General features: G+C 72.9%; 27 protein-coding genes. 17 read left to right on the forward strand and 10 right to left on the reverse strand.

Annotated elements, in window-relative coordinates:
• Nucleotides 1–287: NAD(P)H-dependent glycerol-3-phosphate dehydrogenase (locus VNM44_RS03090; RefSeq protein ID WP_325622494.1), on the forward strand; the 287-nt coding region annotated here is incomplete at its 5' end.
• Between the two features lie 49 nt (nucleotides 288–336).
• Entirely contained in the window at nucleotides 337–1,596 is a 1,260-nt protein-coding gene (gene metK, locus VNM44_RS03095) for a methionine adenosyltransferase (protein WP_325622496.1), read from the forward strand.
• 6 nt (nucleotides 1,597–1,602) lie between these two features.
• On the opposite strand, the gene VNM44_RS03100 is transcribed toward metK, so the two are convergent.
• The 5 genes from VNM44_RS03100 to VNM44_RS03120 form a co-directional block, all read right to left on the reverse strand.
• Nucleotides 1,603–2,202, reverse strand: a complete 600-nt coding sequence (locus VNM44_RS03100; RefSeq protein WP_325622498.1) for a hypothetical protein — start codon at nucleotides 2,200–2,202, stop codon at nucleotides 1,603–1,605.
• Nucleotides 2,203–2,337: 135 nt separating this feature from the next.
• Nucleotides 2,338–3,021 (reverse strand): metal-dependent transcriptional regulator, encoded by a 684-nt coding sequence (locus VNM44_RS03105; protein WP_325622502.1) that lies wholly within the window; start codon nucleotides 3,019–3,021, stop codon nucleotides 2,338–2,340.
• 10 nt (nucleotides 3,022–3,031) lie between these two features.
• A complete protein-coding gene (locus VNM44_RS03110) occupies nucleotides 3,032–4,606 on the reverse strand; it encodes an iron ABC transporter permease (protein ID WP_325622504.1) in 1,575 nt (524 codons plus the stop codon).
• Nucleotides 4,606–5,613, reverse strand: a complete 1,008-nt coding sequence (locus tag VNM44_RS03115; RefSeq protein ID WP_325622506.1) for an iron ABC transporter substrate-binding protein — start codon at nucleotides 5,611–5,613, stop codon at nucleotides 4,606–4,608. Before VNM44_RS03115 ends, VNM44_RS03110 begins: the two co-directional genes overlap by 1 nt.
• Nucleotides 5,614–5,668: 55 nt before the next feature.
• Nucleotides 5,669–6,676: an ABC transporter ATP-binding protein gene (locus VNM44_RS03120; protein ID WP_325622508.1), complete on the reverse strand. Its 1,008-nt coding sequence runs from the start codon at nucleotides 6,674–6,676 to the stop codon at nucleotides 5,669–5,671.
• A gap of 68 nt (nucleotides 6,677–6,744) precedes the next feature.
• Between VNM44_RS03120 and priA the strand changes: the two genes are divergently transcribed.
• The 15 genes from priA to VNM44_RS03195 all read left to right on the forward strand — a co-directional run bounded on the left by priA (nucleotide 6,745) and on the right by VNM44_RS03195 (nucleotide 19,769).
• A complete protein-coding gene (gene priA, locus VNM44_RS03125) occupies nucleotides 6,745–8,682 on the forward strand; it encodes a replication restart helicase PriA (RefSeq protein WP_325622510.1) in 1,938 nt (645 codons plus the stop codon).
• 10 nt (nucleotides 8,683–8,692) lie between these two features.
• Entirely contained in the window at nucleotides 8,693–9,103 is a 411-nt protein-coding gene (locus VNM44_RS03130) for a PaaI family thioesterase (RefSeq protein ID WP_325622512.1), read from the forward strand.
• Nucleotides 9,104–9,113: 10 nt separating this feature from the next.
• A complete protein-coding gene (gene def, locus VNM44_RS03135) occupies nucleotides 9,114–9,722 on the forward strand; it encodes a peptide deformylase (RefSeq protein WP_325622515.1) in 609 nt (202 codons plus the stop codon).
• A 12-nt stretch (nucleotides 9,723–9,734) separates the two neighbouring features.
• Nucleotides 9,735–10,535 carry a methionyl-tRNA formyltransferase gene (locus tag VNM44_RS03140; protein ID WP_325622517.1) on the forward strand — a complete coding sequence of 267 codons (801 nt, stop codon included), beginning with the start codon at nucleotides 9,735–9,737 and terminating at the stop codon, nucleotides 10,533–10,535.
• Nucleotides 10,514–11,770: a transcription antitermination factor NusB gene (locus VNM44_RS03145; RefSeq protein ID WP_325622519.1), complete on the forward strand. Its 1,257-nt coding sequence runs from the start codon at nucleotides 10,514–10,516 to the stop codon at nucleotides 11,768–11,770. Before VNM44_RS03140 ends, VNM44_RS03145 begins: the two co-directional genes overlap by 22 nt.
• Nucleotides 11,771–11,793: 23 nt before the next feature.
• Nucleotides 11,794–12,474, forward strand: coding sequence for a ribulose-phosphate 3-epimerase (locus VNM44_RS03150; protein ID WP_325622521.1), 681 nt, complete (start codon nucleotides 11,794–11,796; stop codon nucleotides 12,472–12,474).
• Nucleotides 12,471–13,412, forward strand: coding sequence for a bifunctional diaminohydroxyphosphoribosylaminopyrimidine deaminase/5-amino-6-(5-phosphoribosylamino)uracil reductase RibD (gene ribD / locus VNM44_RS03155; RefSeq protein WP_325622523.1), 942 nt, complete (start codon nucleotides 12,471–12,473; stop codon nucleotides 13,410–13,412). Before VNM44_RS03150 ends, ribD begins: the two co-directional genes overlap by 4 nt.
• A gap of 76 nt (nucleotides 13,413–13,488) precedes the next feature.
• Entirely contained in the window at nucleotides 13,489–14,079 is a 591-nt protein-coding gene (locus VNM44_RS03160) for a riboflavin synthase (RefSeq protein ID WP_325622525.1), read from the forward strand.
• Nucleotides 14,080–14,098: 19 nt separating this feature from the next.
• Nucleotides 14,099–15,367, forward strand: coding sequence for a bifunctional 3,4-dihydroxy-2-butanone-4-phosphate synthase/GTP cyclohydrolase II (locus tag VNM44_RS03165; RefSeq protein WP_325622527.1), 1,269 nt, complete (start codon nucleotides 14,099–14,101; stop codon nucleotides 15,365–15,367).
• Between the two features lie 10 nt (nucleotides 15,368–15,377).
• Nucleotides 15,378–16,181, forward strand: a complete 804-nt coding sequence (gene ribH / locus VNM44_RS03170; protein WP_325622529.1) for a 6,7-dimethyl-8-ribityllumazine synthase — start codon at nucleotides 15,378–15,380, stop codon at nucleotides 16,179–16,181.
• Nucleotides 16,182–16,349: 168 nt separating this feature from the next.
• The gene (rpmB, locus tag VNM44_RS03175; RefSeq protein WP_325622531.1) at nucleotides 16,350–16,541 is read left to right on the forward strand and encodes a 50S ribosomal protein L28; all 192 of its coding nucleotides are present in this window, start codon (nucleotides 16,350–16,352) and stop codon (nucleotides 16,539–16,541) included.
• A gap of 36 nt (nucleotides 16,542–16,577) precedes the next feature.
• Complete coding sequence (locus tag VNM44_RS03180) at nucleotides 16,578–16,934, forward strand: Asp23/Gls24 family envelope stress response protein (protein WP_325622533.1); 357 nt, start codon at nucleotides 16,578–16,580, stop codon at nucleotides 16,932–16,934.
• Nucleotides 16,931–18,529, forward strand: coding sequence for a DAK2 domain-containing protein (locus VNM44_RS03185; protein ID WP_325622535.1), 1,599 nt, complete (start codon nucleotides 16,931–16,933; stop codon nucleotides 18,527–18,529). Before VNM44_RS03180 ends, VNM44_RS03185 begins: the two co-directional genes overlap by 4 nt.
• 3 nt (nucleotides 18,530–18,532) lie before the next feature.
• Nucleotides 18,533–18,895, forward strand: coding sequence for a response regulator transcription factor (locus VNM44_RS03190; RefSeq protein WP_325622537.1), 363 nt, complete (start codon nucleotides 18,533–18,535; stop codon nucleotides 18,893–18,895).
• A 10-nt stretch (nucleotides 18,896–18,905) separates the two neighbouring features.
• Nucleotides 18,906–19,769: a DegV family protein gene (locus VNM44_RS03195; RefSeq protein ID WP_325622539.1), complete on the forward strand. Its 864-nt coding sequence runs from the start codon at nucleotides 18,906–18,908 to the stop codon at nucleotides 19,767–19,769.
• 18 nt (nucleotides 19,770–19,787) lie between these two features.
• Here VNM44_RS03195 and VNM44_RS03200 read toward each other — a convergent pair whose 3' ends face one another.
• Genes VNM44_RS03200 through VNM44_RS03220 form a run of 5 tightly spaced genes read right to left on the reverse strand, consistent with a single transcriptional unit; the run spans nucleotide 19,788 to nucleotide 22,047 of the window.
• Nucleotides 19,788–20,039 (reverse strand): hypothetical protein, encoded by a 252-nt coding sequence (locus tag VNM44_RS03200; RefSeq protein ID WP_325622541.1) that lies wholly within the window; start codon nucleotides 20,037–20,039, stop codon nucleotides 19,788–19,790.
• Nucleotides 20,036–20,620 carry a hypothetical protein gene (locus VNM44_RS03205; protein WP_325622543.1) on the reverse strand — a complete coding sequence of 195 codons (585 nt, stop codon included), beginning with the start codon at nucleotides 20,618–20,620 and terminating at the stop codon, nucleotides 20,036–20,038. Before VNM44_RS03205 ends, VNM44_RS03200 begins: the two co-directional genes overlap by 4 nt.
• Nucleotides 20,617–21,432: an FAD:protein FMN transferase gene (locus VNM44_RS03210; RefSeq protein WP_325622545.1), complete on the reverse strand. Its 816-nt coding sequence runs from the start codon at nucleotides 21,430–21,432 to the stop codon at nucleotides 20,617–20,619. Before VNM44_RS03210 ends, VNM44_RS03205 begins: the two co-directional genes overlap by 4 nt.
• Nucleotides 21,432–21,737 (reverse strand): hypothetical protein, encoded by a 306-nt coding sequence (locus tag VNM44_RS03215; RefSeq protein ID WP_325622547.1) that lies wholly within the window; start codon nucleotides 21,735–21,737, stop codon nucleotides 21,432–21,434. Before VNM44_RS03215 ends, VNM44_RS03210 begins: the two co-directional genes overlap by 1 nt.
• Nucleotides 21,730–22,047 (reverse strand): hypothetical protein, encoded by a 318-nt coding sequence (locus tag VNM44_RS03220; protein ID WP_325622549.1) that lies wholly within the window; start codon nucleotides 22,045–22,047, stop codon nucleotides 21,730–21,732. Before VNM44_RS03220 ends, VNM44_RS03215 begins: the two co-directional genes overlap by 8 nt.
• Between the last annotated feature and the right edge of the window lie 53 nt (nucleotides 22,048–22,100).

A 22,100-nucleotide genomic window follows, 5' to 3' on the forward strand; every position in this document is an offset into this window, starting at 1 on the left:
TCGCCGGCCTCGCCGGGATGGGCGATCTCATCGTCACGTGCTGGTCGCCGTCCGGCCGCAACCGCCGCTGCGGGGAGCTCGTCGCGCAGGGAATGACGCCGGACGAGGGCGCGCGCTCGATCGGCATGGCCGTCGAGGGGCTGACCACGGCACCGACGTTGCGCGACCTCGCGCACCGGCTCGACGTCGAGATGCCGATCACCGAAGGCGTCTGTGCCGTCCTCGACGGCGTCGCGCTCTCGGACCTGTTCGGACAGCTGATGCGCCGCGACCCGACGGTCGAGTGACCGCCGCGGCTGGCGGCGCCGGAGATCCCGGCTAAGGTTCGACGCGCACATGGCCGCGCGCACGTTCCAGTTCACGTCGGAGTCGGTGACGGAGGGTCATCCCGACAAGATCGCCGACCAGATCTCCGACGCCGTCCTCGACGCCGTCCTGAAGGACGACGAGCAGGGGCGGGTCGCCTGCGAGACGCTCATCACCACCGGCCTCGTCGTCGTCGCCGGCGAGATGACGACCAACACGTACGTCGACGTCCGCTCGATCGTGCGCGACACGATCAAGGACATCGGCTACACGCGCGCGAAGTACGGATTCGACGCCGAGACATGCGGTGTGATGGTCGCGATCGACGACCAGTCGTCGGACATCGCCCAGGGCGTCGACGAGTCGTTCGAGGCGCAGCACGGCGACACCGACCCGATCGATCGGATCGGCGCGGGCGACCAGGGGATGATGTTCGGCTACGCGACGCACGAGACGGACGAGCTGATGCCGCTCCCGATCATGCTCGCGCACAAGCTCGCCAGGAGGCTCGCCGCGGTGCGGAAGGCCGACGTGCTGCCCTACCTGCGACCGGACGGCAAGACGCAGGTGACCGTGCGCTACGAGATCGACGACCGTGGGATCCAGCGGCCGGTCGAGATCGAGCGGGTCCTCGTCTCGACGCAGCACCGCGACGGGCTCGACGCGGAGTCGCTGATCAAGCCCGACCTGCTCGAGCATGTGGTCGAGCCGATCCTGCACGCCGACTACCGCGACCTCTTCGACCCCGCGAAGCTCGGCGCGAAGGGCTTCTTCTTCGTCAACCCGACGGGAAAGTTCGTGATCGGCGGGCCGATGGGCGACACGGGACTGACCGGGCGCAAGATCATCGTCGACACCTACGGCGGCGCGGCCCCGCACGGCGGCGGCGCCTTCTCCGGCAAGGATCCGACGAAGGTCGACCGCTCCGCAGCGTATGCGGCGCGGTACGTGGCGAAGAACGTCGTCGCGGCGGGTCTCGCGGATCGCTGCCAGGTGCAGGTCGCCTACGCGATCGGCGTCGCGCACCCGATGAGCGTGCTCGTCGACACGTTCGGCACCGAAGCCGAGGGGCTGACCAACGAGCGGATCTCCGAGCTCGTCCTCCAGTACTTCGACCTGCGCCCGGGCGCGATCGTGCGCGACCTCGACCTGCGACGCCCCATCTACCGGAAGACGGCGGCGTACGGGCACTTCGGCCGTACGGACTCGGCGGACTTCACGTGGGAGCGCACGGACAAGGCCGACGCGCTCCGCGTCGCCGCAGGGCTCGCGGCTCCGGCCGCCGTCTGAAGCGCGCTACTTCTTCTTCGGCGGGACGCGCTCGACGAGCGCCTCGACGCGCGCCGTCAGTCGCGCGAGGATCGCGTCTGCACGCTGCTGCGTGAGCCTGCCGCCTGCGACCGCCTTCGCAAGGGCGGCCTTCGCCGGAGCGACCATCGCCGCGACGAGGCCGTCCGTGGTCTTCTGCTTCGCCTTCGCGAGCTGCGCGAGCGACTGGCCCTTGGCGAGCTCCGCCCGCAGCGCCTCGCGGCTGAGCCCGAGGTAGGTGGCTGCGGCACCGATCGCCCTGCCGTGCGCGACGACCCGTCCCACGAACGCGTGGTGCCTCCTCGTGAACCCGTTGCGGATCCCGAGCCCGAGGCCCTTCGCGTTCGCGATCCGCGTCTTCAGCCTGGCGCCCTGCTCCGGCGTGAGCCGGCCGGCGGCGACTGCGGCGTCGATCCTGGCCGTGAGCGCGGCCTTGAACGCGTCGCGGAGCTTCTCGGGCGGGATGCCGAGGCGGGCGGCCACGTCGTCCGCCAGCGGCGGCCGGTCGGCGGCACCCGCGGCTGCGGCTCCGACCGCGAGCGCGGCGACGGCGACGAGCGATGCGGCGAGAGAGACGATTCTGGTCATGCCTGAATTCTCCTCGGGCGGGGACGTTCCGGCAAGCGAATCACCGCGCCGTTGGCGCTCCGTGAGGGTTGCGTAAAGTGCAGGTAAGCCCGAAGGAAGAGGGCGTGGTTGAAGCGACGCCCCGAACGCGCGTGGCTAGGCGGCGACCCGGACGTAGAGACCCTGCGCGGCCTTCTCGCCGATCGCCCGCTCGCCGTCTGCGAGCACGACCTTGAGCTGACCCGCCGCCGGCTGCGCCTCGCGCATCTCGACGTTCGAGCCCGGGACGTAGCCCTCGTCGTAGAACCAGTGGAGCAGGTCGCCGTCGTGCTCGGCGAGCCGGACGATCTCGCCACGCTGTCCGGGCTCGAGTTCGGCGAGCGCTAAGAGGCCCTGGTTCTCCGACTGCTCGACCTCGGGCTCGACGGGCCAGCCGTGCGGGCAGCGGTCGGGGCGCCCGAGGCGCTCGTACATCCGCTCGATCATCTCGTCGGTGAACGTGTCGCCCATCTCGTCCGCGAACACGTGGGACTCCGAGGCCGTGTAGCCCATGAAGTCGGTGAGGAAGCGCTCGATGATCCGGTGCTTGCGGACGACGCGTTCCGCCCGCTCGATGCCGCTCGGCGTGAGGATCGCCTCCTTCTGCTCGCCGCGCTCGACGAGCCCTTCGGCCTCGAGTCGCTTCAGCATCTCGCCCGCCGAGGCGCGCGAGACGCCGAGCATCTCGGCGACGCGCGAGGCGATCGCGCTCTCTCCCGCCGGCCGGTACTCGCCGATCGGGAAGGCGAGAAAATAGATCACCTCGAGGTACTCGTCGACCGAGTGGCCATGGCCCGCCATGGGGCCGAGTCTACCCGCCGGTCTCCGCAAGCCCCCGGTCACCGTGGACGAGCCAGAGCACCGGCGCCGAGAGCACGACGAGCAGCAGCGCGGGAACGGCGGCCTGCGAGTAGGCGCCGACCTGGGTCGCGCCCCAGATTTCCGTCGCGAGCGTGTCGAACCCGATCGGCCGCAGGAGGATCGTCGCCGGAAGCTCCTTCATGGCGGACAGGAAGACGAGCGCGGCGCCCGCGAGGGCCCCCGACCGGACGAGCGGCACGGTGACGAGCCACGCGGTCGAGATCGGGCCGCGCCCCAGGCCGCGCGCGGCCTCCTCGACCCGCGGCCCCACGCGCGCGAGGCCGGTGTCGAGGCCCGAGAGCGCCTGCGGGAAGAACCGCACGGCGTAGGCGAAGACGAGCAGTGCGAGCGTCTGGTAGACGGGCGACGCGTACCGGGCCGCAAAGAAGACGAGCGAGAGTGCGATCACGATTCCCGGAAGGGCGTTCCCCGCGTACGCGAGGCGCTCGAGCAGCCGTGAGAGCCTCGACGGGTAGCGTGCGACGAGGACCGCGATCGGAAGCGCGGCCGCGAGCGTGACGACGGCCGCGAGGCCGGAGGCGCCGAGCGAATGCATCGCCTCGCGCCACGGCATCTCCAGCTCGCGGTCGTTGGCGATCCCGCGGGCCAGCCAGTAGCCGAGCACGCTCGCGGGCAGGACGAGGAACACTCCCGTCACGAGCGTGCACCACGCCAGGGCGGCGTAGCGGGCCCTCCCGAGCTCCACGGGGCGCAGTCGGCGCGCCGTCCCGGGGCCTGCACGCCAGAGCCGGCCGCGAGCGCGTGCCCGCAGCTCGAACGCGAGGGCGATTGCTGTGAGCCCGACGAGCACGAGCGCGAGCACCGCCGCGGGCGTCCGGTCGAAGAGGCTCCGGTACTGCAGGTAGATCGCCCGCGTGAGCGAGTCGTAGCGCATGAGCGAGACGACCCCGAAGTCGGACAGGACGTAGAGCGCGACGAGCAGCGAGCCGAGCGCGATAGACGGCCGCACCGTGGGCAGCGTCACTCGCGCGAGGGCGCGAGCCCGTGTGACGCCGAGCCCGCGCGCCGCCTCCTCGAGGGACGGGTCCAGCCCGCGGAGCGAGGCCTGCGTGAGCAGGAAGACATAGGGATAGGTGGAGAGCGTGAGGGCCGCGACGGCTCCCCAGTACCCCGTCGGATCGGGAAGCCGCTCGACGCCGAGCGCCTGCTGCAGCAGGCCGCGCTCACCGAAGAAGCCGAGCAGGCAGAACGCCGCGACGTAGCTCGGGATCACGAGCGGCAACGCGGTCGCGACCGCCCAGACCCGCCGTCCGGGGAGGTCGGTGCGAGTGACGAGCCATGCGGTCGGCACGGCGACGACGATCGCCGCGACGACGACCCCGCCCACGAGCAGGACGGTGTTCACGACGAGGTCGAGCGTCGACTCGTCCCAGATGACGTCGAGCACCTGCCCGCCGCCCGCGACCCGGATCACCAGGTACGCGAGCGGCAGCAGGAGGAGTGCGACGACGACGGTCGCGGCGAGGGCGAGCGCGAACGGCGGCCGCCGACCCGCGGACGACACTATGAGAGCCAGCCGGTCTCGCGGAGCAGCTCCACGGTCGACTCGAGCTCGGCGCCGAACGCGGTCAGCTCGACGTCCGGCCCCTGGATCTCGTCGAGGGGGACGAGCCCCGCGGGCGGGTCGATCCCGGCCACGAGCGGGTACTCGTTCTCCTCCGCCTGGTCGACGTAGAAGCGCTGCGCGTCCTCGGAGAGCAGGAACTCGACGAACGCCTCGGCGTCGTCGCGCTGGTCGGTGCTCGCGAGGACGCCGGCCCCCGCGACGCTGACGAGCGTGCCGGGGTCGCCCGCCTCGAAGAGGTGGTTCGCGACCGGAGCGTCGGGCTGCTCCTCCTTGACGAGCGCGAGGTAGTAGTGGTTGACGAGTCCGACGTCGACCTCGCCCGCCGCGACCGCCTCGACGATCGGGAGGTTCTTCTCGTAGGTCTTCGCGCCGTTCGCCCGGAGCGCCTCCAGCCACTCGCGCGTGCGCTCGTCGCCGAGCGACAGGCGCATCGCCGTGACGAATGCCTGGAACGACGCATTCGTCGGCGCGACGCCCACGCGGCCCTTCCACTCCGGCCTCGTCAGCTCGAGCACGGACGCCGGGAGATCGCTCTCCTGGACGCGGTCGGTGTTGTACGCGAGGACGCGCGTGCGCCCGGAGGTCCCGACCCATCGTCCTTCGGCGTCGCGGAAGCGCGCCGCGACGCGGTCGAGCGTCGCCTGCGGCAGCTCCTCGAGCTGCGGGTCGACCGCTCCGAGCGATCCCGGGTCCTGCGCGAAGAAGACGTCCGCGGGCGAGTTGTCCCCTTCCTCCGCGATCGTCGCAGCGAGCTCCGCGGAGTCGCCGTAGCGAACCTCGACGTCGACGCCCGTCGCGTCGGTGAACTTCTCGAAGAGCGGCGCGACGAGCTCCTCCTCGCGACCCGAGTACACCGTGAGCGGCCCGCCTGCCGCCTCGTCGCCGCCGCAGCCCGCGGCAAGCAGCGCCAGTGCCAGCACGACGATCGTCGTGATTCCCTTCATCCGACCTCCCGTAAGGTTCGCCCTGCGATTGATGTAAGGCTGACCTTACTGAGAGTCAGGAGAGGATGGCGACCTGCCCGTCGTGCAGCGTCACCTCGACCCGAGAGCCGAGCGGGACCACCTCGTTCGACGGACGCTGGGAGACGAGCTCGAGGCCGTTGACGCGCACCCGGTAGAAGACGTCGTGGCCGCGGAACTCGCGGCTCACCACCTCACCATCGCCGTCGGGATCCGGCGCCAGCCCGACGAGCTCGGGACGGACGAGAAGCGCCACCGCTCCTGCGGCCCCGTTCGTGGCGACCGCGCCGAGGGGCGTATGGGCGACGCCTCGGTGGGCCTCGCCGGTGAGGACGTTCCCCGCGCCGAGGAACTCGGCCGCCCACCGGTCGACCGGCGCGAAGTAGAGCTCCTCCGGCGTGCCGACCTGGACGATCGAGCCGTCGCGCATGAGCGCGATCCGGTCGGCGACGGAGAACGCCTCCTCCCGGTCGTGTGTGACGAGGATCGCCGTCACGTGGAGAGGACGCAGCACCGCCGAGACCTCGGCTCGGAGTTCCGCGCGGAGCTGCGGGTCGACGTTCGACCACGGCTCGTCCAGCAGCACGACCCTCGGAGCCGGAGCCAGCGCCCGCGCGAGGGCGACGCGCTGCTGCTGGCCGCCCGACAGCTCGTGCGGATAGCGTGCGCCGAGGCCGCAGAGGTCGACGAGCGCCAGGAGGGCGGGCACGCGCGTGGCGCGGTCGCGCCGCGCGAGGCCGAAGCCGACGTTCTCGGCGACCGTCAGGTGGGGGAAGAGCGCGTAGTCCTGGAACACCATCCCGACGCCGCGCGCCTCGGGCGGCGCCCAGGCCGCACCCGCGACGACCCGCCCACCGACCTCGATCGTCCCGGCGTCCGGTCGCTCGAAGCCCGCGATCGTGCGCAGCAGGGTCGTCTTGCCGCAGCCGGAGGGACCGAGCAGCGCGAGGATCTCGCCGCCTGCGACGTCGAGCGTTGCGTCACGCACGGCCGAGACGTCGCCGAAGCGCTTGGTCACCCCTTCGAGTCGGATCGCCGTTCCCATCGTGTAAGGCAAACCTTACCCGGGCTCGCAGGCCCTGTCCGTACGGTGCGGCGGTTACGTTGGGTCGCATGCCGCTCGCGTCGGTCTACCCGCTCGTCTCGACCCGCGCGCTCGCGAAGCCGTTCACGTACGAGGTGCCCGAGACCGTCGGCAAGGGCGCGGTGGTGTCCGTCCGCCTGGGGCGGAGCTCGACCCGCGGCGTCGTCGCCGACGTGGGGGTCGACGCTCCCATGGGCATCGAGCCGGCGCCAGTCGGCCGGCTGCTCGACGAGATTCCGGCGACCCTCGTCGACCTCGCGCTCTGGGTGGCGGACTACTACGGATCGACGCCCGCGCGAGCCCTCGAGCTCGTCGCCCCCGTGCGCCGCACGCCGCGCGGGGAGCGACCCTCGCCCGCCGCACGCGAGGCGCTCGGCGGCGAAGCCGAGCCGGAGGAGCTGACGCCCGACCAGGAGGCCGCGGTCGAGCGGATCGTCGCGGCGCTCGACGAGGGCGTCGGCGAGCACGTCCTGCTCGCCGGGCCGACCGGGAGCGGCAAGACGGAGGTCTACCTCCAGGCCTGCGCGGCGGCGCTCGAGCGCGGCCTGGGGACGATCGTGCTCGTGCCGGAGATCGCGCTCGCGCCGCAGACGGTCGGCCGCTTCCGCCGCCGGTTCGGCGATCGCGTCGCGATCCTGCACTCGTCGCTCGGCGACGCGGAGCGCCGCGACGAGCGCGACCGGATCGCGAGCGGTGAGGCGCGGATCGTCGTCGGCGCACGCTCCGCCGTCTTCGCGCCGATGCGCGGCGTCGGGCTGATCGTCGTCGACGAGGAGCACGACACGGCGTACAAGCAGGAGTCCGACCCCCGGTACGACGCGCGCACCGTTGCCGCGAAGCGCGCGGCGCTCGAAGGGGCCGTCGCCGTGTACGGCTCCGCGACGCCGCGGCCCGAGAGCTGGGCGCGGCTCGCGCGGCTGCCGCTCGGCGCGAGGATCGGCGCGCCCCTCCCGTCCGTCAAGCTGGTCGACCTCCGCCGCGAGGCCGGGTATCCGCTTTCCGCGCCGCTTCTCGAGGCGCTCGGCCGCGTCGCCGACGGGCGCGGCCGCGCGATCCTCCTCCTGAACCGCCGGGGCGTCGCGCCCGCGATCCACTGTCGCGCCTGCGGCGTCTCGCGCCGATGCTCGAACTGCGACGTCGCGCTCACGCTCCACACCGACGAGCGGCTCCACTGCCATCACTGCGGCTACGTCGAGGACGTTCCGCGGCGCTGCCCGGAGTGCGGCTCGGTCGAGCTCGCGCGGATCGGTGCCGGCACGCAGAAGCTCGAGACCGAGCTCGCGAAGCGGATCCCGGAGCTCGAGCGGTTCCGCCTCGATGCCGACGTGTCGCGGCGGCCCGGCGCCGTACACGACGTGCTCTCACGCTTCCGCGCCGCCGAAGCGGCTGTGCTCGTCGGCACTCAGATGGTCGCGAAGGGGCACCACATTCCCGGGGTCGCGCTCGCCGCCGTGGTCGACGCGGACACGGGTCTCTCGCTGCCCGACTTCCGCGCCGAGGAGCGCACCTTCCAGCTCGTCACGCAGCTCGCCGGGAGAAGCGGCCGCGACGCCCCCGGCCGCGTCCTCGTGCAGACCTTCCAGCCCGACGCGACGCCGCTTCGCCACGCGCAGAACCACGACGTGCCGGGCTTTCTCGCCGGCGAGCTCGAGCGCCGCGAGGCGCTCGGCTACCCGCCGTACCGTCATCTGGTCGCGATCCTCGTCTCGGGGCCGGCGCCCGACGCGCCCCTCGCCGCGCTGCGGGAGCTGCGCGCGAGGCTCGAGGGGGCCGGGGCCGAAGGGAACCTGCTCGGTCCGGCACCGGTCCTCAGGCTGCGCGGCCGCTACCGGGCGCAACTCGTCGCGAAGACGACGCAGCCCCGCTCGGTCGCCCGGCACGCCTCGACACTCCTCGCCGCCGCTGCACGGACGATGCGGCGGGACGGCCTCACCGCAGTCGTCGACGTCGACCCTCAGTCGCTGTAGAACACGCCGGATGGACGACCGCGTCACCGCGATGATCCGCGACGCGATGCCGCTCGCGGCGCTGCTCGCCTTCGAGGGCGTCGCAGCGGGGCCCGAAGCGGTCGTCGTGCGCGGTACCTGGGCCGAGGAGCGCTGCACCGCGGCGGGAGTGCTTCACGGCGGCTACCTGATGACGCTCGCTGACTCCGCAGCCGCCACGCTCGCGTACCTGAACGTGCCCACGGGCGCCACGACGGCGACGATCGAGGCGAAGACGAACTTCCTCGCGGCCGTGCGGGAGGGCTCGGTCACGGCGCGGGCGGAGCTCGTGCACGCGGGCCGGAGGACGATCGTCATCCAGGTCGACGTGACCGACGACGCGGGCCGACTGGTCACGCGGACGCTCCAGACACAGGCCGTGATCGAGGGAAACGGCGGCTAGACTCGCCTCGATGGCCGAGCACGAGCACGACGACGAGCACGAGCCCGACGACGAGCACGAGCACGACGAGCTGACCGAGGAGGAGGCGCAGGCGGAGGCCGAGCGTCTCGTCCGCAAGGAGATCGCGCTCGCGCAGATCCGCCAGTACGGCGATCCCGCGCTGCGCATGCGCGCGGAGGAGGTCGAGGAGTTCGACGAGGAGCTGCGCGCCGTCGCCGAGCGCATGACCGGCGTCATGCACGACGCGGAGGGTGTCGGGCTCGCCGCGACCCAGGTCGGCATCCTGCGCCGTTTCTTCGTCTGCACGATCGACGGGGAGGACCGCGTGCTCGTCAACCCGGTGGTCACCCAGCTCGGGAAGGACACCGACGTCGACTCGGAGGGATGCCTCTCGCTCGGCTCGGTGCGGGTTCCTGTGGAGCGGACGACGAAGGTTGCCGTCGAGGCGCGTGACGTCTCCGGGGAGCCGGTCTCGCTCGAGCTCGAGGGGTATCCGGCTCGCGTCGTGCAGCACGAGGTCGACCACCTGGACGGCAGGCTGATGCTCGACCGCACCGACGACGAGTCGAGGCGCGAGGCGCTCCGGGCCCTGCGGCCGCGGCTCGTCCTCTCCTCCTAGCGTCGCCCGCGCGTGGCACGGATCGCCGTCGCCGCGACCGCGCCGTTCGGGGCGGACGTGCTCGGGCGGCTCGCCGCGCGGCACGACGTCGCGGCGCTCCTCACGCGTCCCGACGCACCCGCGGGACGGGGCCGCCGCCTGACGGCGCCGCCCGCGAAGGCTGTCGCCGACCGCCTCGGGATCCCCGTGCTCCAGCCCGAGCGCCCGCTCCCGGGGCTCGCGCTCGACGCGCCGGTCGTCGTCGTCTGCGCCTATGGCCTGCTGGTCCCGCCCGAGACGCTCGCCGAGCGGCTCTGGCTCAACGTCCACCCGTCGCTCCTCCCGCGCTGGCGTGGCGCGGCTCCGGTCGAGCGGGCGATCATGGCCGGCGATACGGAGACCGGCGTCACGATCCACGAGACCGTGGCCGAGCTCGACGCCGGACCTGTCGCGGCACAGGAGGCCTTCCCGATCGGGGCGGACGCCGACGCCGGCGACGTCTTCACTCGTGCCGCCGAGGTCGCTGTCCGGCTGCTCGACGGTGTCCTCGCGGAGCCTGAGCCGCGGTTTCGGCCGCAGGTGGGGGAGGCGACGTACGCGGAGAAGATCCGTCCGGGCGACCGCGTGCTCGATCTGGAGCGGCCCGCGGCCGAGCTCGTCCGCGTCGTGCGTGCGCTGAGCCCGCACATCGGCGCGAGGGCAGAGCTCGAAGGGCGGCGCGTCACCGTCTGGCGGGCCCGGGTCGGTGAGAAGGGCTCGTTCGAGCCGCTCGAGGTGCAGCCCGAGGGCGGCCGGCGGATGGAGGTCGGGGCGTGGCGTCGCGGCCTCAGGTGAGCCCGGCGCGTCGCGCCGCGTTCACGGTCCTGCAGCGCGTCTTCGAGGACGGTGCCTACGCCGACCGGGCGCTCCGATCGGCCTCGGAGGGGCTCGACGAGCGCGACCGCGCGCTCGCGCGACACCTCGCGTACGGCTCGATCCAGCGGGCTCGCACGCTCGACCACGCGATCGAGACGCTCGGCCGCCGGCCGGTGCGGAAGCTCGACCCACCCGTGCGCGCCGCGCTGCGCCTCGGCTGCTACCAGCTCGCGTTCCTCGACGGCGTGCCGCGCTACGCGGCGGTCAACGAGTCGGTCGAGCTCGTCCGGCGGGCGCGCCTCGAGCGCGCCGTGCCGTTCGCGAACGCCGTCCTGCGCCGCCTCGCCGACGGGGCCCGCGGGCTCGTCGCCGCGCTTCCCGAGGCGACGCCCGCAGAGGCCGCGCTGCGGCACTCGTACCCGGACTGGGTCGCGGAGACCTGGTGGCGTGACCTCGGGTCGGAGGACGCGCGGGCGCTGATGACCGTGCAGAACGAGGAGCCCGAGACCGCAGTGCGCCTCGTCCGCGGCGAGATCGAGGGACGACCCGACCCCGTCGTCTCGGGCGCATGGGTCGTCGACCGCGTCGACGAGCAGGCGCTTTCCGAGGGACGTATCTGGCCGCAGAGCCGCGCCTCGCAGCTCGTCGGCCACGTCGTCGGCTCGCGCCCCGGCGAGCGGACGCTCGACCTCTGCGCCGCCCCGGGAGGCAAGGCGACGATGCTTGCCGGCGACGTCGACGCGGTCGAGATCGACGAGGCACGCGCGGAGCAGCTCGAAGCGACGGCGCGCCGGCTCGGCGCGGCCAACGTTCGCGTCGTCCAGGCCGACGGCCGCGCGCTCCCGCCCGAGCTCGACGGCTTCGACCGCGCGCTCGTGGACGCGCCGTGCTCCGGCCTCGGCGTCCTCGCCTCGCGACCCGACCTCCGCTGGCGCGCGGAGCCGCTCCCCGCGCTCCAGCTCGAGCTCCTGCGGGCGGCGATCGCGCGGCTGCGCGCGGGCGGCACGGTCGTGTACTCGGTCTGCACGATCAACGTGGACGAGTGCGAGCACGTGGTGGACGCGACCGTCGCGGAGGGGCGCGCCGCCGTCGATCCGACGCTCGGCGACGACTGGCCGATGTTCCGACACCGGACGCGGCCCGAGTTCCTGCAGACGCTGCCGCACGTCCACGGCACGAGCGGGTTCTTCGTCGCCCGGTTGCTGGTCGCCTGAGGCGCCGCGAGTACGATCGCGCCGTGGGGTGGAGCGACTGGATCCGGGGCGATACCGAGGTCGAGCCCTCCCTCTACGCAGCGGATTTCCGGCGGCTCGGAGAGCAGATCGACAGCCTCCTGGTCGCGGGGTGCCGCGTGTTCCACTTCGACTGCGGCGACGGGCACTTCGTCCCGCCGGTGACGATCGGCCCCGTCGTGCTCCGCTCGATCGCGCCGTCGATCCACGAGGCGGGCGGGGTCCTCGACTGCCACCTGATGGTCGACGATCCGGTCCATCACTTCGAGGAGTTCGCTGCGTCGGGCGCCGACTCCGTCACGTTTCACGTCGAGGTCGCGGACGACCCGGCCGCGATCGCCGACCGCGCACGCGCGCACGGGCTCGCCGTGGGGGTCGTCTTCAACCCGGAGACGAGCCCCGAGCGGGCAGCCGAGGCGGCCGCTTCGGCCGCAGCGGAGATCGTGCTCTGCATGAGCATCCACCCCGGTTACTCGGGCCAGGCGTTCATGCCCGAGGCGCTGGGGAGGATCGAGACGCTCGCCGGGCTCGTGGACGTGCCGATCCAGGTCGACGGGGGCGTCGGCCGCGACAACGTGGAAACGCTGCACGCGGCGGGGGCTTCGCTGTTCATCGCCGGCAGCGCGATCTTCGGCGCTCCCGATCCCGCCGAGGCGTATCGCGGGCTCGCCGCGGCCGTCGCGTGAGCCTCGAGCGGGCGCTCGCGCTGGTCGACGCCGCGCAGGGGGGCGGCTATCCCAACCCGACCGTCGGCGCGGTGGTCGTCGCTCCAGGAGGTCAGACTCTCGGCGAGGGGGTCAGCGAGCCCGCGGGCGGGCGGCACGCGGAGGTCGTCGCCCTCGACACGGCCGGCAAGGCGGCGAGAGGCGCAACGCTCTACGTGACGATGGAGCCGTGCGCCCACCACGGCCGAACGCCGCCCTGCGTCGACCGCGTCGTCGAGGCGGGTGTCGCGCGGGTCGTCGCCGCGTGCGCCGACCCGAGCGCGGAGGCCCGCGGGGGAGCGGAGCGCCTGCGGGCCGCAGGCGTCGAGGTCGAGCTCCTCGACCTCGCCGAGGCGCGGCGCCAGAACGAAGCCTGGCGGACGTGGGCGGCGCTCGGGCGGCCGCACGTGACGCTCAAGCTCGCGGTCTCCGTCGACGGCCGCGCCGTGGTGCCGGGGCGGCGCTGGGTCACCGGCCCTCAGGCGCGGCGCAGGGTGCACGAGCTGCGAGCGTCCGTCGACGCCGTCGGCGTCGGCATGGGAACCGTGAGGGCGGACGCGCCGCGCCTCGACGCGCGCGAGGTCCCCGTGGCGCGACAACCGCGTCGTCTCGCGTTCGGCCGCGGCCCGCTCCCGGCGGGGTCGGAGCTCGAGTTGCACACGGGCCGGCTCGCGGACGAGCTCGCCGTGCTCGCCGCGGAGGGCGTCCAGTCGCTGCTGCTCGAGGGCGGCCCGACGATCGCGACCTCCTTCCTCTTCGACCGCCTCGTCGACCGGCTCCTCGTCTTCGTCGCACCGGTGATCGCCGGCGGCGGCGTAGCGATGCTCGGCGAGCTGCCCGAGCCGGTCGACCTCGGCGCACCGGAGGTCGAGCGGCTCGGAGGCGACGTCTTGCTCGAGTGGCGGCTTCGCGAGGTGTGAACGAAGCGGCGAGGCTGACGCCACGCCTCGGAAGTCACGCCCCGTACCCACGCCCGATCCACGGTAGCCTCGCTTCATGTTCACGGGCATCGTGCGGGAAGTCGGCCGCGTCGTCTCGGCGGACGGCGGCGAGAGCGGCCGGACGCTGGTCGTAGAAGCCCCGGAGACCGCGGCGTCGACCGCGGTCGGCGACTCGGTCTCGATCGGCGGCGTCTGTCTCACCGCCGAGTCCGTCGACGCCGGCCGGATCCGCTTCCACGCCGTCACGGAGACGCTCCGCCGCACGAGCCTCGGCCGTCTCGCAGCGGGTGGCGAGGTCAACGTCGAACCCGCGCTCCGGGCCGGCGAGCCGCTCGGCGGCCACGTCGTGCAGGGCCACGTCGACGGGCTGGGCCGGATCTCGTCGGTGGAGTGGGAGGGAGACGGCCTGCGGGTCGTCGTCGAGGCGTCGCCGGAGATCCTCCGCTACTGCGTGGAGAAGGGGTCGATCACGGTCGACGGTGTCTCGCTGACCGTGGCCGAGCTCCTCGAGGACGCGTTCGCGGTTGCGCTCGTGCCGCACACGCTGTCGGCGACGACGTTGCGTGACCTGGCTCCGGGGCAGGCGGTGAACCTCGAGGTAGACGTGCTCGCGAAGTACGTCGAGCGGCTGCTGGCGCCTCGCTGACCCAGGCTACGATGGCCCGGTGACGACGGTGTCCGAGCCCCAGACGAGCCCCTTCGCCAGCATCGAAGAGGCGATCGAGGAGATCCGTGCCGGACGGTTCGTCGTCGTCGTGGACGACGAGGATCGCGAGAACGAGGGAGACCTCACGATCGCCGCGCAGTTCGTGACGCCGGACGCGGTCAACTTCATGGCGACCCACGGCCGCGGCCTCATCTGCCTCTGCCTGACGCCCGAGCGTTGCGAGGAGCTCGGCCTGCGCCAGATGACCGACCAGAACGAGGCCCAGTTCGGGACCGCGTTCACCGTCACGATCGAGGCGCGCGACGGCGTCTCCACCGGCATCTCCGCCGCCGACCGCGCGCGGACGATCCAGGTCGCCGTCGACCCGACTTCGACGGCGTACGACCTCGTCTCGCCGGGCCATGTCTTCCCGCTCCGGGCGCGGAACGGCGGTGTCCTCCAGCGCTCGGGTCAGACCGAGGCGGCCGTCGACCTGGCGAGCCTCGCCGGCCTGGCTCCGGCGGGCGTCGTCTGCGAGATCATGAACGACGACGGGACGATGGCCCGCGTTCCCGACCTCGTCGAGTTCTGCGCGCGCCACGATCTCAAGCTCGTCACCGTCGCCGACCTGATCGAGTACCGCAAGCAGACGGAGAGGCTGATCGAGCGGGTCGTCTCGGTGCGTCTCCCGACCGAGTACGGCGACTTCCAGGCGGTCGCGTACCGCGAGACGCTGACCGGCAAGCAGCACGTCGCGCTCGTGAAGGGCGACGTCGACGGCAAGGAGAACGTCCTCGTCAGGGTGCACTCGGAGTGCCTCACCGGCGACGTCTTCCACTCGCGGCGCTGTGACTGCGGCGAGCAGCTCGAGCGGGCACTCGCGCGCATCGAGCAGGAGGGGCTCGGCGTCCTTCTCTACCTCGCGCAGGAGGGCCGGGGCATCGGCCTCCTCAACAAGCTGCGCGCGTACGAGCTGCAGGAGCAGGGGCTCGACACCGTGGAGGCGAATCTCGAGCTCGGCTTCCAGGCCGACCCGCGCGAGTACGGCATCGGCTCCCAGATCCTGTCGGACCTCGGGCTGAGCACGATCCGCGTGCTGACGAACAATCCGCGCAAGATCTCGGGGATCTCGGGTTACGGGCTCACCGCGGTCTCGCAGGAGCCGATCGAGATCGAGCCGAACGCCGAGAACCGCGGCTACCTCGAGACGAAACGGGACAAGCTCGGGCACACGATCGGCATGAGGCTGCACCATCAAAACGAGCGCTACGACGGCGCCGAGTTCTGAGGACGGTGGGATGAGCCGGATCGAAGAGGACGACGCACGGCAGCACGACGAGGAAGGCGGCTGGGACCCCGAGGAGGGCGGGCTCGAGCATGCGAGCGAGAACGTGCTGGAGTCGTGGCCGACCGAGCCCGCGCAGGCACAGAGCACCGAGGCGGAGGAGCCGCCGCCGTTCGACACCGTCGTCGAGCCGCCGCCGTTCGAGGCTCCGGACGACGCCGTGCCCCCTGAGGCCGCTTCGGCGCCCGACGCTGCCGTCCACGAGGAGCTCGAGGCGAACGAGGACCCGGCTGCCGCAGCGGGCGAGGCAATCGCAGAGCACGCGCCCGGCGAGCTCACGATCCCGCCTGGTTACGCGGTGCTCGAGGGCGAGCCGCGCGGCGGACGCCGGGCAGTCGGGATCGTCGTCTCGCGCTTCAACGGCGAGGTCACGGGGGCGCTCCTCGACTCGGCCCTCGCGGAGCTCGAGGCGCGGGAGGTCGACGCCGGCTCGATCACCGTGATGCCCGTCCCGGGAGCCTTCGAGCTTCCGCTCGCGGCAATGGCGCTCGCCAAGACGCGGCGCTTCGCGTGTGTCGTCGCCCTCGGCTGCATCATCCGCGGCGACACACCGCACTTCGACTACGTCGCCGGCGAGGCCGCATCCGGCCTGCAGCTCGCGGCGATCGAGACCGGTGTGCCAGTCGCGTTCGGCGTGCTGACGCTCGACCGTGCCGACCAGGCGGAGCCTCGCTTCGAGAAGGGCGCCGAGGCAGTCCGCACCGCGCTCGAGATGGCTGACCTCTTCTCGAACCTGCGCGCTGCAGCCGCTCGCTGACTCGTCCGCCGAGCAGGATTCGGCAGGAGCCGAATCCTGCGGCCTGATCCCCGCCTGCGGCGGGGCAGATCCCTGAAGGCGCCCGCTTCGCGGTCGCAACGGCCCGTGTGGCGGGGGTCAGTCCCCTCTCGGGGACAGACCCCTGGCGCTGCTACCATCCTCGGCCGCATGTCCAGGGTCTGCGTCATCTGCGGGAAGAAGCCCGCCACCGGCAACAACCGGTCGCACTCGATGGTCGCCACGAAGCGGCGCTTCAATCCGAACCTCCAGCGCGTCCGCCTGGTGCTCGACGGCAAGCCGAGCCGCGAGTACGTCTGCACGCGCTGTCTCAAGGCCGGCAAGGTCGTCAAGGCCGTCTAGCCCGCGGCCGATAGGCCGAGGGCCTAGACTCGCGCCGTGAGGAAGGGCACCGTCCTCTTGCGCGAGACCGAGCTCGGCCGCGTGACGATGACGACGGGCGCCATCGCCGCGATCGCGGGGAGGGCGGTCGAGGAATCGTTCGGCGTCGTCGACCAGGCCGACCGCCGGGGCCCACTGCGGCTGCTCGTCCGCAAGCACGACCCCGGCGTCCGCGTGCGGCAGTCGGACGACGGCCTCGCGCTCGAGCTGCACGTCGTCGTCGACTACGGGGTGAACCTCGCCGAAGTCACCGAGATGGTGCGCTCGCGCGTCGCGTACGAGGTGGGGCGGCATACGGGCCTGCCCGTGAAGGCCGTCGACGTGCACGTCGACAGCGCGCGGAGAGCGGAGTGATCGACCTCGCGACCGTGCGATTGCTCGCGGGGTCGGCGCTCGAGAGCATCACGCGACAGCGGACGCGGATCAACGCGCTGAACGTCTATCCCGTCCCGGACGGGGACACGGGGACGAACCTGGAGAAGACGATGGAGGGCATCGTCGCGGCGCTCGAGCGCTCGGAGGCGTCGACGACGGCGAGCCTTGCAGCGGAAGTCCAGCGCGCCGCGACGATGGAGGCGAAGGGCAACTCGGGAGTGATCCTCTCCACGATCGTCCGCGGCATGGCCCGCGTGCTCGGCGAGGCCGAGCGCGTCGACGGCGCCGTGATGGCCGAGGCCCTCCGCGCCGGCGCGACGAGCGCCTACCAGGCGGTGAAGGTTCCCGTCGAAGGGACGATGCTCACCGTGATCCGGGAGATGGCCGAGGAGGCCCAGCTTCCGGAGGTTCGCGCGCTGCCGGTCGTCGAGGGGCTCACCCGAATCGTGGCGCGCGGTGACGACGCGGTCGAGCGGACGCCGGAGATGCTCGACAAGCTCAGAGAGGCCGGCGTCGTCGACGCCGGGGGGGCGGGGCTCGTCGAGCTCGTGCGAGGAGTGCTCCACGGGCTGACCGGGGAAGAGCTGCCCGACGCGACCGGCGTCGCCGAGGAGCTGACCGAGGAGGCGATCCATCTCGACGAATCGGAGTTTCGGTACTGCACGGTGTTCGTGGTCGAAGGACAGGCACTCGACCTCGATGCCCTCCACTCGCAGCTCGAGCCGCTCGGCGACTCGCTCCTCGTGACGGGAGACGAGACAGTGGCCAAGATCCACGTCCACACCGACGAGCCGGACGGCGCGCTGGCGATCGGCCGCGCTGTCGGCGTCGTCGACCAGGAGCGCGTCGAGATCGGCGACATGCGGAGCCAGGCCGCGGAGCGCGAGCGGTGGCTGGCGCAGCTCCACGCGGCAGCGCAGGCACTGCCGTCCGACGTGGCGCTCGTCGCAGTCGCGCAGGGCGCGGGCAACCGCGAGATCCTGCGGAGCGAGGGAGCCTCGATCGTGATCGAGGGCGGGCAGACGATGAACCCGTCGGTGGGTCAGATCCTCGAGGCAGTGACGGCCGTGAACACGGACCACGTGATCGTGCTGCCGAACAACCCGAACGTGCGGCTCGCGGCGGAGAACGCGGCGGCAGAGTCGACGAAGGACGTCCGTGTGATCGCCACGGCGTCGGTGCCGGAAGGCATCGTCGCGGCGTTCGAGTTCGACGCGTCCCGGAACGTGGACGTCAACGAGGCGGCGATGCGCGACGCTGCCGGGGCGATCGAGACGGGTGAGATCACACGAGCGTCGCGGGACGCGACCGTCGACGGCGTGACCGCCGCCGAGGGCGATTTCCTGGCGCTCGTCGACGGACGTGCAGTCGCGGCCGGGGGGAACCTCTGGGACGCGCTCGACGCGCTGCTCGAGCGGTTCGCCGCCGACGGCCGCTCGTATGTCCACGTGCTCCGCGGGGAGGGCGCGCCCGGCGACGACGAGCTCCGCGCTCGCGCAGAGGCGCACGGCCTCGAGACCGTGGTCTCGCAGGGGGGGCAGCCGCACTACCCGGTCCTCCTCTGGGCGGAGTAGAACGTGGCGACCCGCGTCCTGCTCGTCGAGGACAACGCGGTGTACCGCTCTTCGCTGGAGCTCCTGCTCGGGCTGCAGACGGGGCTCGAGGTGGTCGGCGCCGTCGGCACGGGGGACGAGGCCGCGAAGGCGGCGCGCGAGCTCGCCGCCGACGTCGTCCTGATGGACTACCGGCTGCCGGGGCTAGACGGCGCCGCCGCGACCCGCGCGGTGATCGCCGCGTCCGGCGCGGCCGTCGTCTGCCTGACCGCCGAGGCGACTGCGGAAGAGCGGGAGGAGATCCTGCGCGCCGGAGCCGTCGCGCTCGTCGAGAAGGGGAGCCCGATCGACGGTCTCGCGGGCGCGATCCGCGCCGCCGCCGCGTAGGCTTCCGCGCGTGCGGCTGACGCGCGAGAACACCGCGATCGTGCTCGACTCGACCTCCGACTTCGTCGACGCGCGCGACCGGCACGCGAACATGAGGCTCGTCCCCCTGTACGTCCTCTTCGACGGCGAGTCGCTGCGCGATCACGTCGACATCGGCCCCGAGCAGTTCTACGAGCGGCTCGCGGCCGCGAGGACGCTTCCCACGACGTCGCAGCCCACGCCGGCCGACTTCCTCGCCTGCTACGAGGAGCTGGTCGCCGCCGGCTACGAGCGGATCTGGTCGCTCCACCTCACGTCGAAGCTCTCGGGCACGTTCGAGTCCGCCGTCCGCGCCGCCGAGCAGCTCGGCGGCGACCGGGTACGGCTGGTCGACACCGAGACGGCGTCTCTCGCCGTTGCCCTGCTCGCCGAGGCCGTCGACCGCCGACTCGACGCCGGGACGAGCGACGAGGAGATCGAGAGCCTCGTCGAGCGGTTCAAGGAGACGAACGGCGTCGTCTTCACCGTGGCGACGCTCGAGTATCTGCAGAAGGGCGGGCGGATCGGCAAGGCCCAGGCGCTCGCCGGGTCCCTGCTCAACGTCAAGCCGATCCTCACGGTCGAGGACGGCGTGATCGTGCCGCTCGGTCGCGTCCGCGGCCGGCAGAAGGCGCTCGAGGAGTTCGCGAAGCTCTTCGCCGAGAAGACGGAGGACCGTGACGGGCTGCGCATCGCGATCGCGCACGCGGACGCGCCGGAGTGGGTGGAGGTGCTCACGGACATGGCCGCCAAGGTGAGGCCGAAGGCGACGCTCGAGCTCGTCGAGCCGCTCGGCGCGGTCGTCGGCACGCACGCAGGCCCCGGAGCGGTCGGGTTCTTCTGGTTCCAGGACTGACCCGGCCGCGGGTCGGGGTCAGTCGTCCCGCCCGTCGTGGCCGGATCCGTGACCGTGGTCGTCGGGCTCCGTCTGCGTGCCGGTATCGGTCGTGGTCACTCCGGGGACGGTGCCCGTCGCCGGTCCGAGGTCGAGGGTCGTCACCGGCTGGAGACGGCCGACGGGGTCGTGGCGCTCCGAGGCGAGCCCGAGCAGCGCGACGTTCGCGACCACGACGGCCGCCACCCCGGCCAGGACGAGGAAGACCCAGATGCCGCGGGCGCCTCTCACGACGTCGAGGATACGGCCGACGGCACTTTGGCCGGCGACCGGCCGCGCGCCGGACTCGGCCGGTAGAGGGCGCGGAACACCGTGGCGACGGCGACCGTTCCGAGAGCGCCGGCGTAGAGCGCGATCGCCCACGGCGCACCGCTGTCGCTCCCGGCGGCGAGGCCGTGCAGGGTGGCCGCCGCGAACAGGCCGTAGCTCGCCCAGTGCAGGCGCCGCCAGGCGCGCGTGCCGATCCGCTTCCGCACCGAGAACGACGCGATCAGGACGGCGAGCAGCTCGGCGCTCGCGACACCGAGGCCGGTCCAGACCGGCCGGTAGGGGACGAGCCCCGGAACCACGAGCGCGAGCGGGCCGATCGCCACCGTGCTGTCGAGCACGAGCGCGACGCCGTGGAGGCTCGTCATCCCGAGCGCCGCGAGGGCGAGCGTCCGGTGGACGTCCGTCACGGCGGCCGGACGAAGGGCCTTCCCGAGAGGTCGCGACTTCAGGACGAGCCCTGCGAGCATCGAGGCGGTGACGAGGAGGTAGGCCGTCAGCCCCGACGCGCGGGCGAGGATCCAGAACGTCGGGTCGTGTCTCACGCGAGCCCTCCGGCGACGATCGTGCGGCCGTCCGCCAGGACGAGGACACGTGGGACGTCCAGCTCGGCTCCGAGGAACGCCGCCGTTGCGAGCGCCTCCGCCTCGGCCGCCGTGGCCGCGAAGACGGTCGCGCGAACGACGTCGATTCTCGCGGGCAAGCCCGTCGTCGGGTCGATCAGGTGGTGCGCCTCCACTCCGCGCCGCCGCCAGCGGCGGCGGTCGCGCCCACTCGTCGCGAGCGCGCCCGCCGTCAGCTCGAGCGTCAGGTCGTCGGTCACGGCGACCGGCCAGCGGCCGGAGCGGACGGTGAGGTCGCCGCCGAGGTTGACGAGGCACGGGCCTGCCGTCGCGAGTCGCTCCGCCACACGGTCTGCGGTGTAGCCCTTCGCGATCCCGCCGAGGTCGAGTCTCACGCCGTCGCCCAGCGAGACGACGTCCCCCTCCACCTGGACTCGACCGCCGCAGCGCCGCGGACGCCCGTCGGTGGCGACGTCGCCGAGCAGCTCGAACGAGCGGTCGTAGCCTGCGGCGACGACTGCATCGTGCACCGTCGGGTCGAACAGTCCCGATGTGCGCTCGCGCGCCTCCAGCGCGAGCTCGACGACCCGCACGAGGTCCGGGCCGCACCGCATCGCGCCGCGGCGGTTGAGCTGCGAGAGCTCCGAGCCCTCGCGAAACCGGGAGAGCAGCCGCTCGAGCCGCTCGACCTCCGCCTCGCAACACCGCAGCAGGTCGCGCGCCGGGGGGCCGGGCTGCGCGTCGAGGAGCAGCTCGACGTCCGTTCCCATCGCCCGGAAGGCATGTCGCAGCATCAGGAGGTCCTCGTCGAGGTGATCGCGGGGACCGTGACGATGCGAACGGGCGGCGGAGCCGCGGCGGTCGCCGCGGCGCGGGCGGCGACCTTCGCGCGATACGTGGCCCAGCGCTGCGCCGCGGCGGTCTGCGCAGCGGCGGCCTCCAGCCGGACGCGCGCCTCCCGGCGGTCGAGCGCCGCCACGCGGGGGTCGGACGTGGAGGCGGCCGACGACCAGGGACGGGCGGCGATCCCGGCCCAGAGGACGAAGAAGGCGAGCAGCGACCCTGCGACGACGTAGACGCGGCCCAGGAAGCTAGTCATCGTGGCCGCCGTCCTCGTGCTCGTCGCCCTCGTGCTCGTACGGCTCGCCGTGCGACTGCGACGCGCGGACGACGACGACGCGCGGCGCCGACTGCGCGGCCGGGGCGGCCGGCAGGGCCGGAGGGCGTTCCGCGCGGAGCCGCCGGACCTGGGCCTCCGCGCGGTCGAGCTGTGCGGCGCGGCGTGCGATCTGCGCGTCGCCGGCCGAGGCGTGCTGGCCGAGCGCCATCGTGCGCGTCAGGGCGAGCGCGCCGGCGACGACGGCCAGTCCCAGGAGCAGGCTCGTGAGCAGTGCGTGTCGGCGCTTCACGGTTTCACCTCCGTCGTTCGATCTCGGCTGATCCCGACGGTACGGCGACGCGT

Source organism: Gaiella sp., from assembly GCF_035558935.1.
Taxonomy (GTDB): Bacteria; Actinomycetota; Thermoleophilia; order Gaiellales; family Gaiellaceae; genus Gaiella.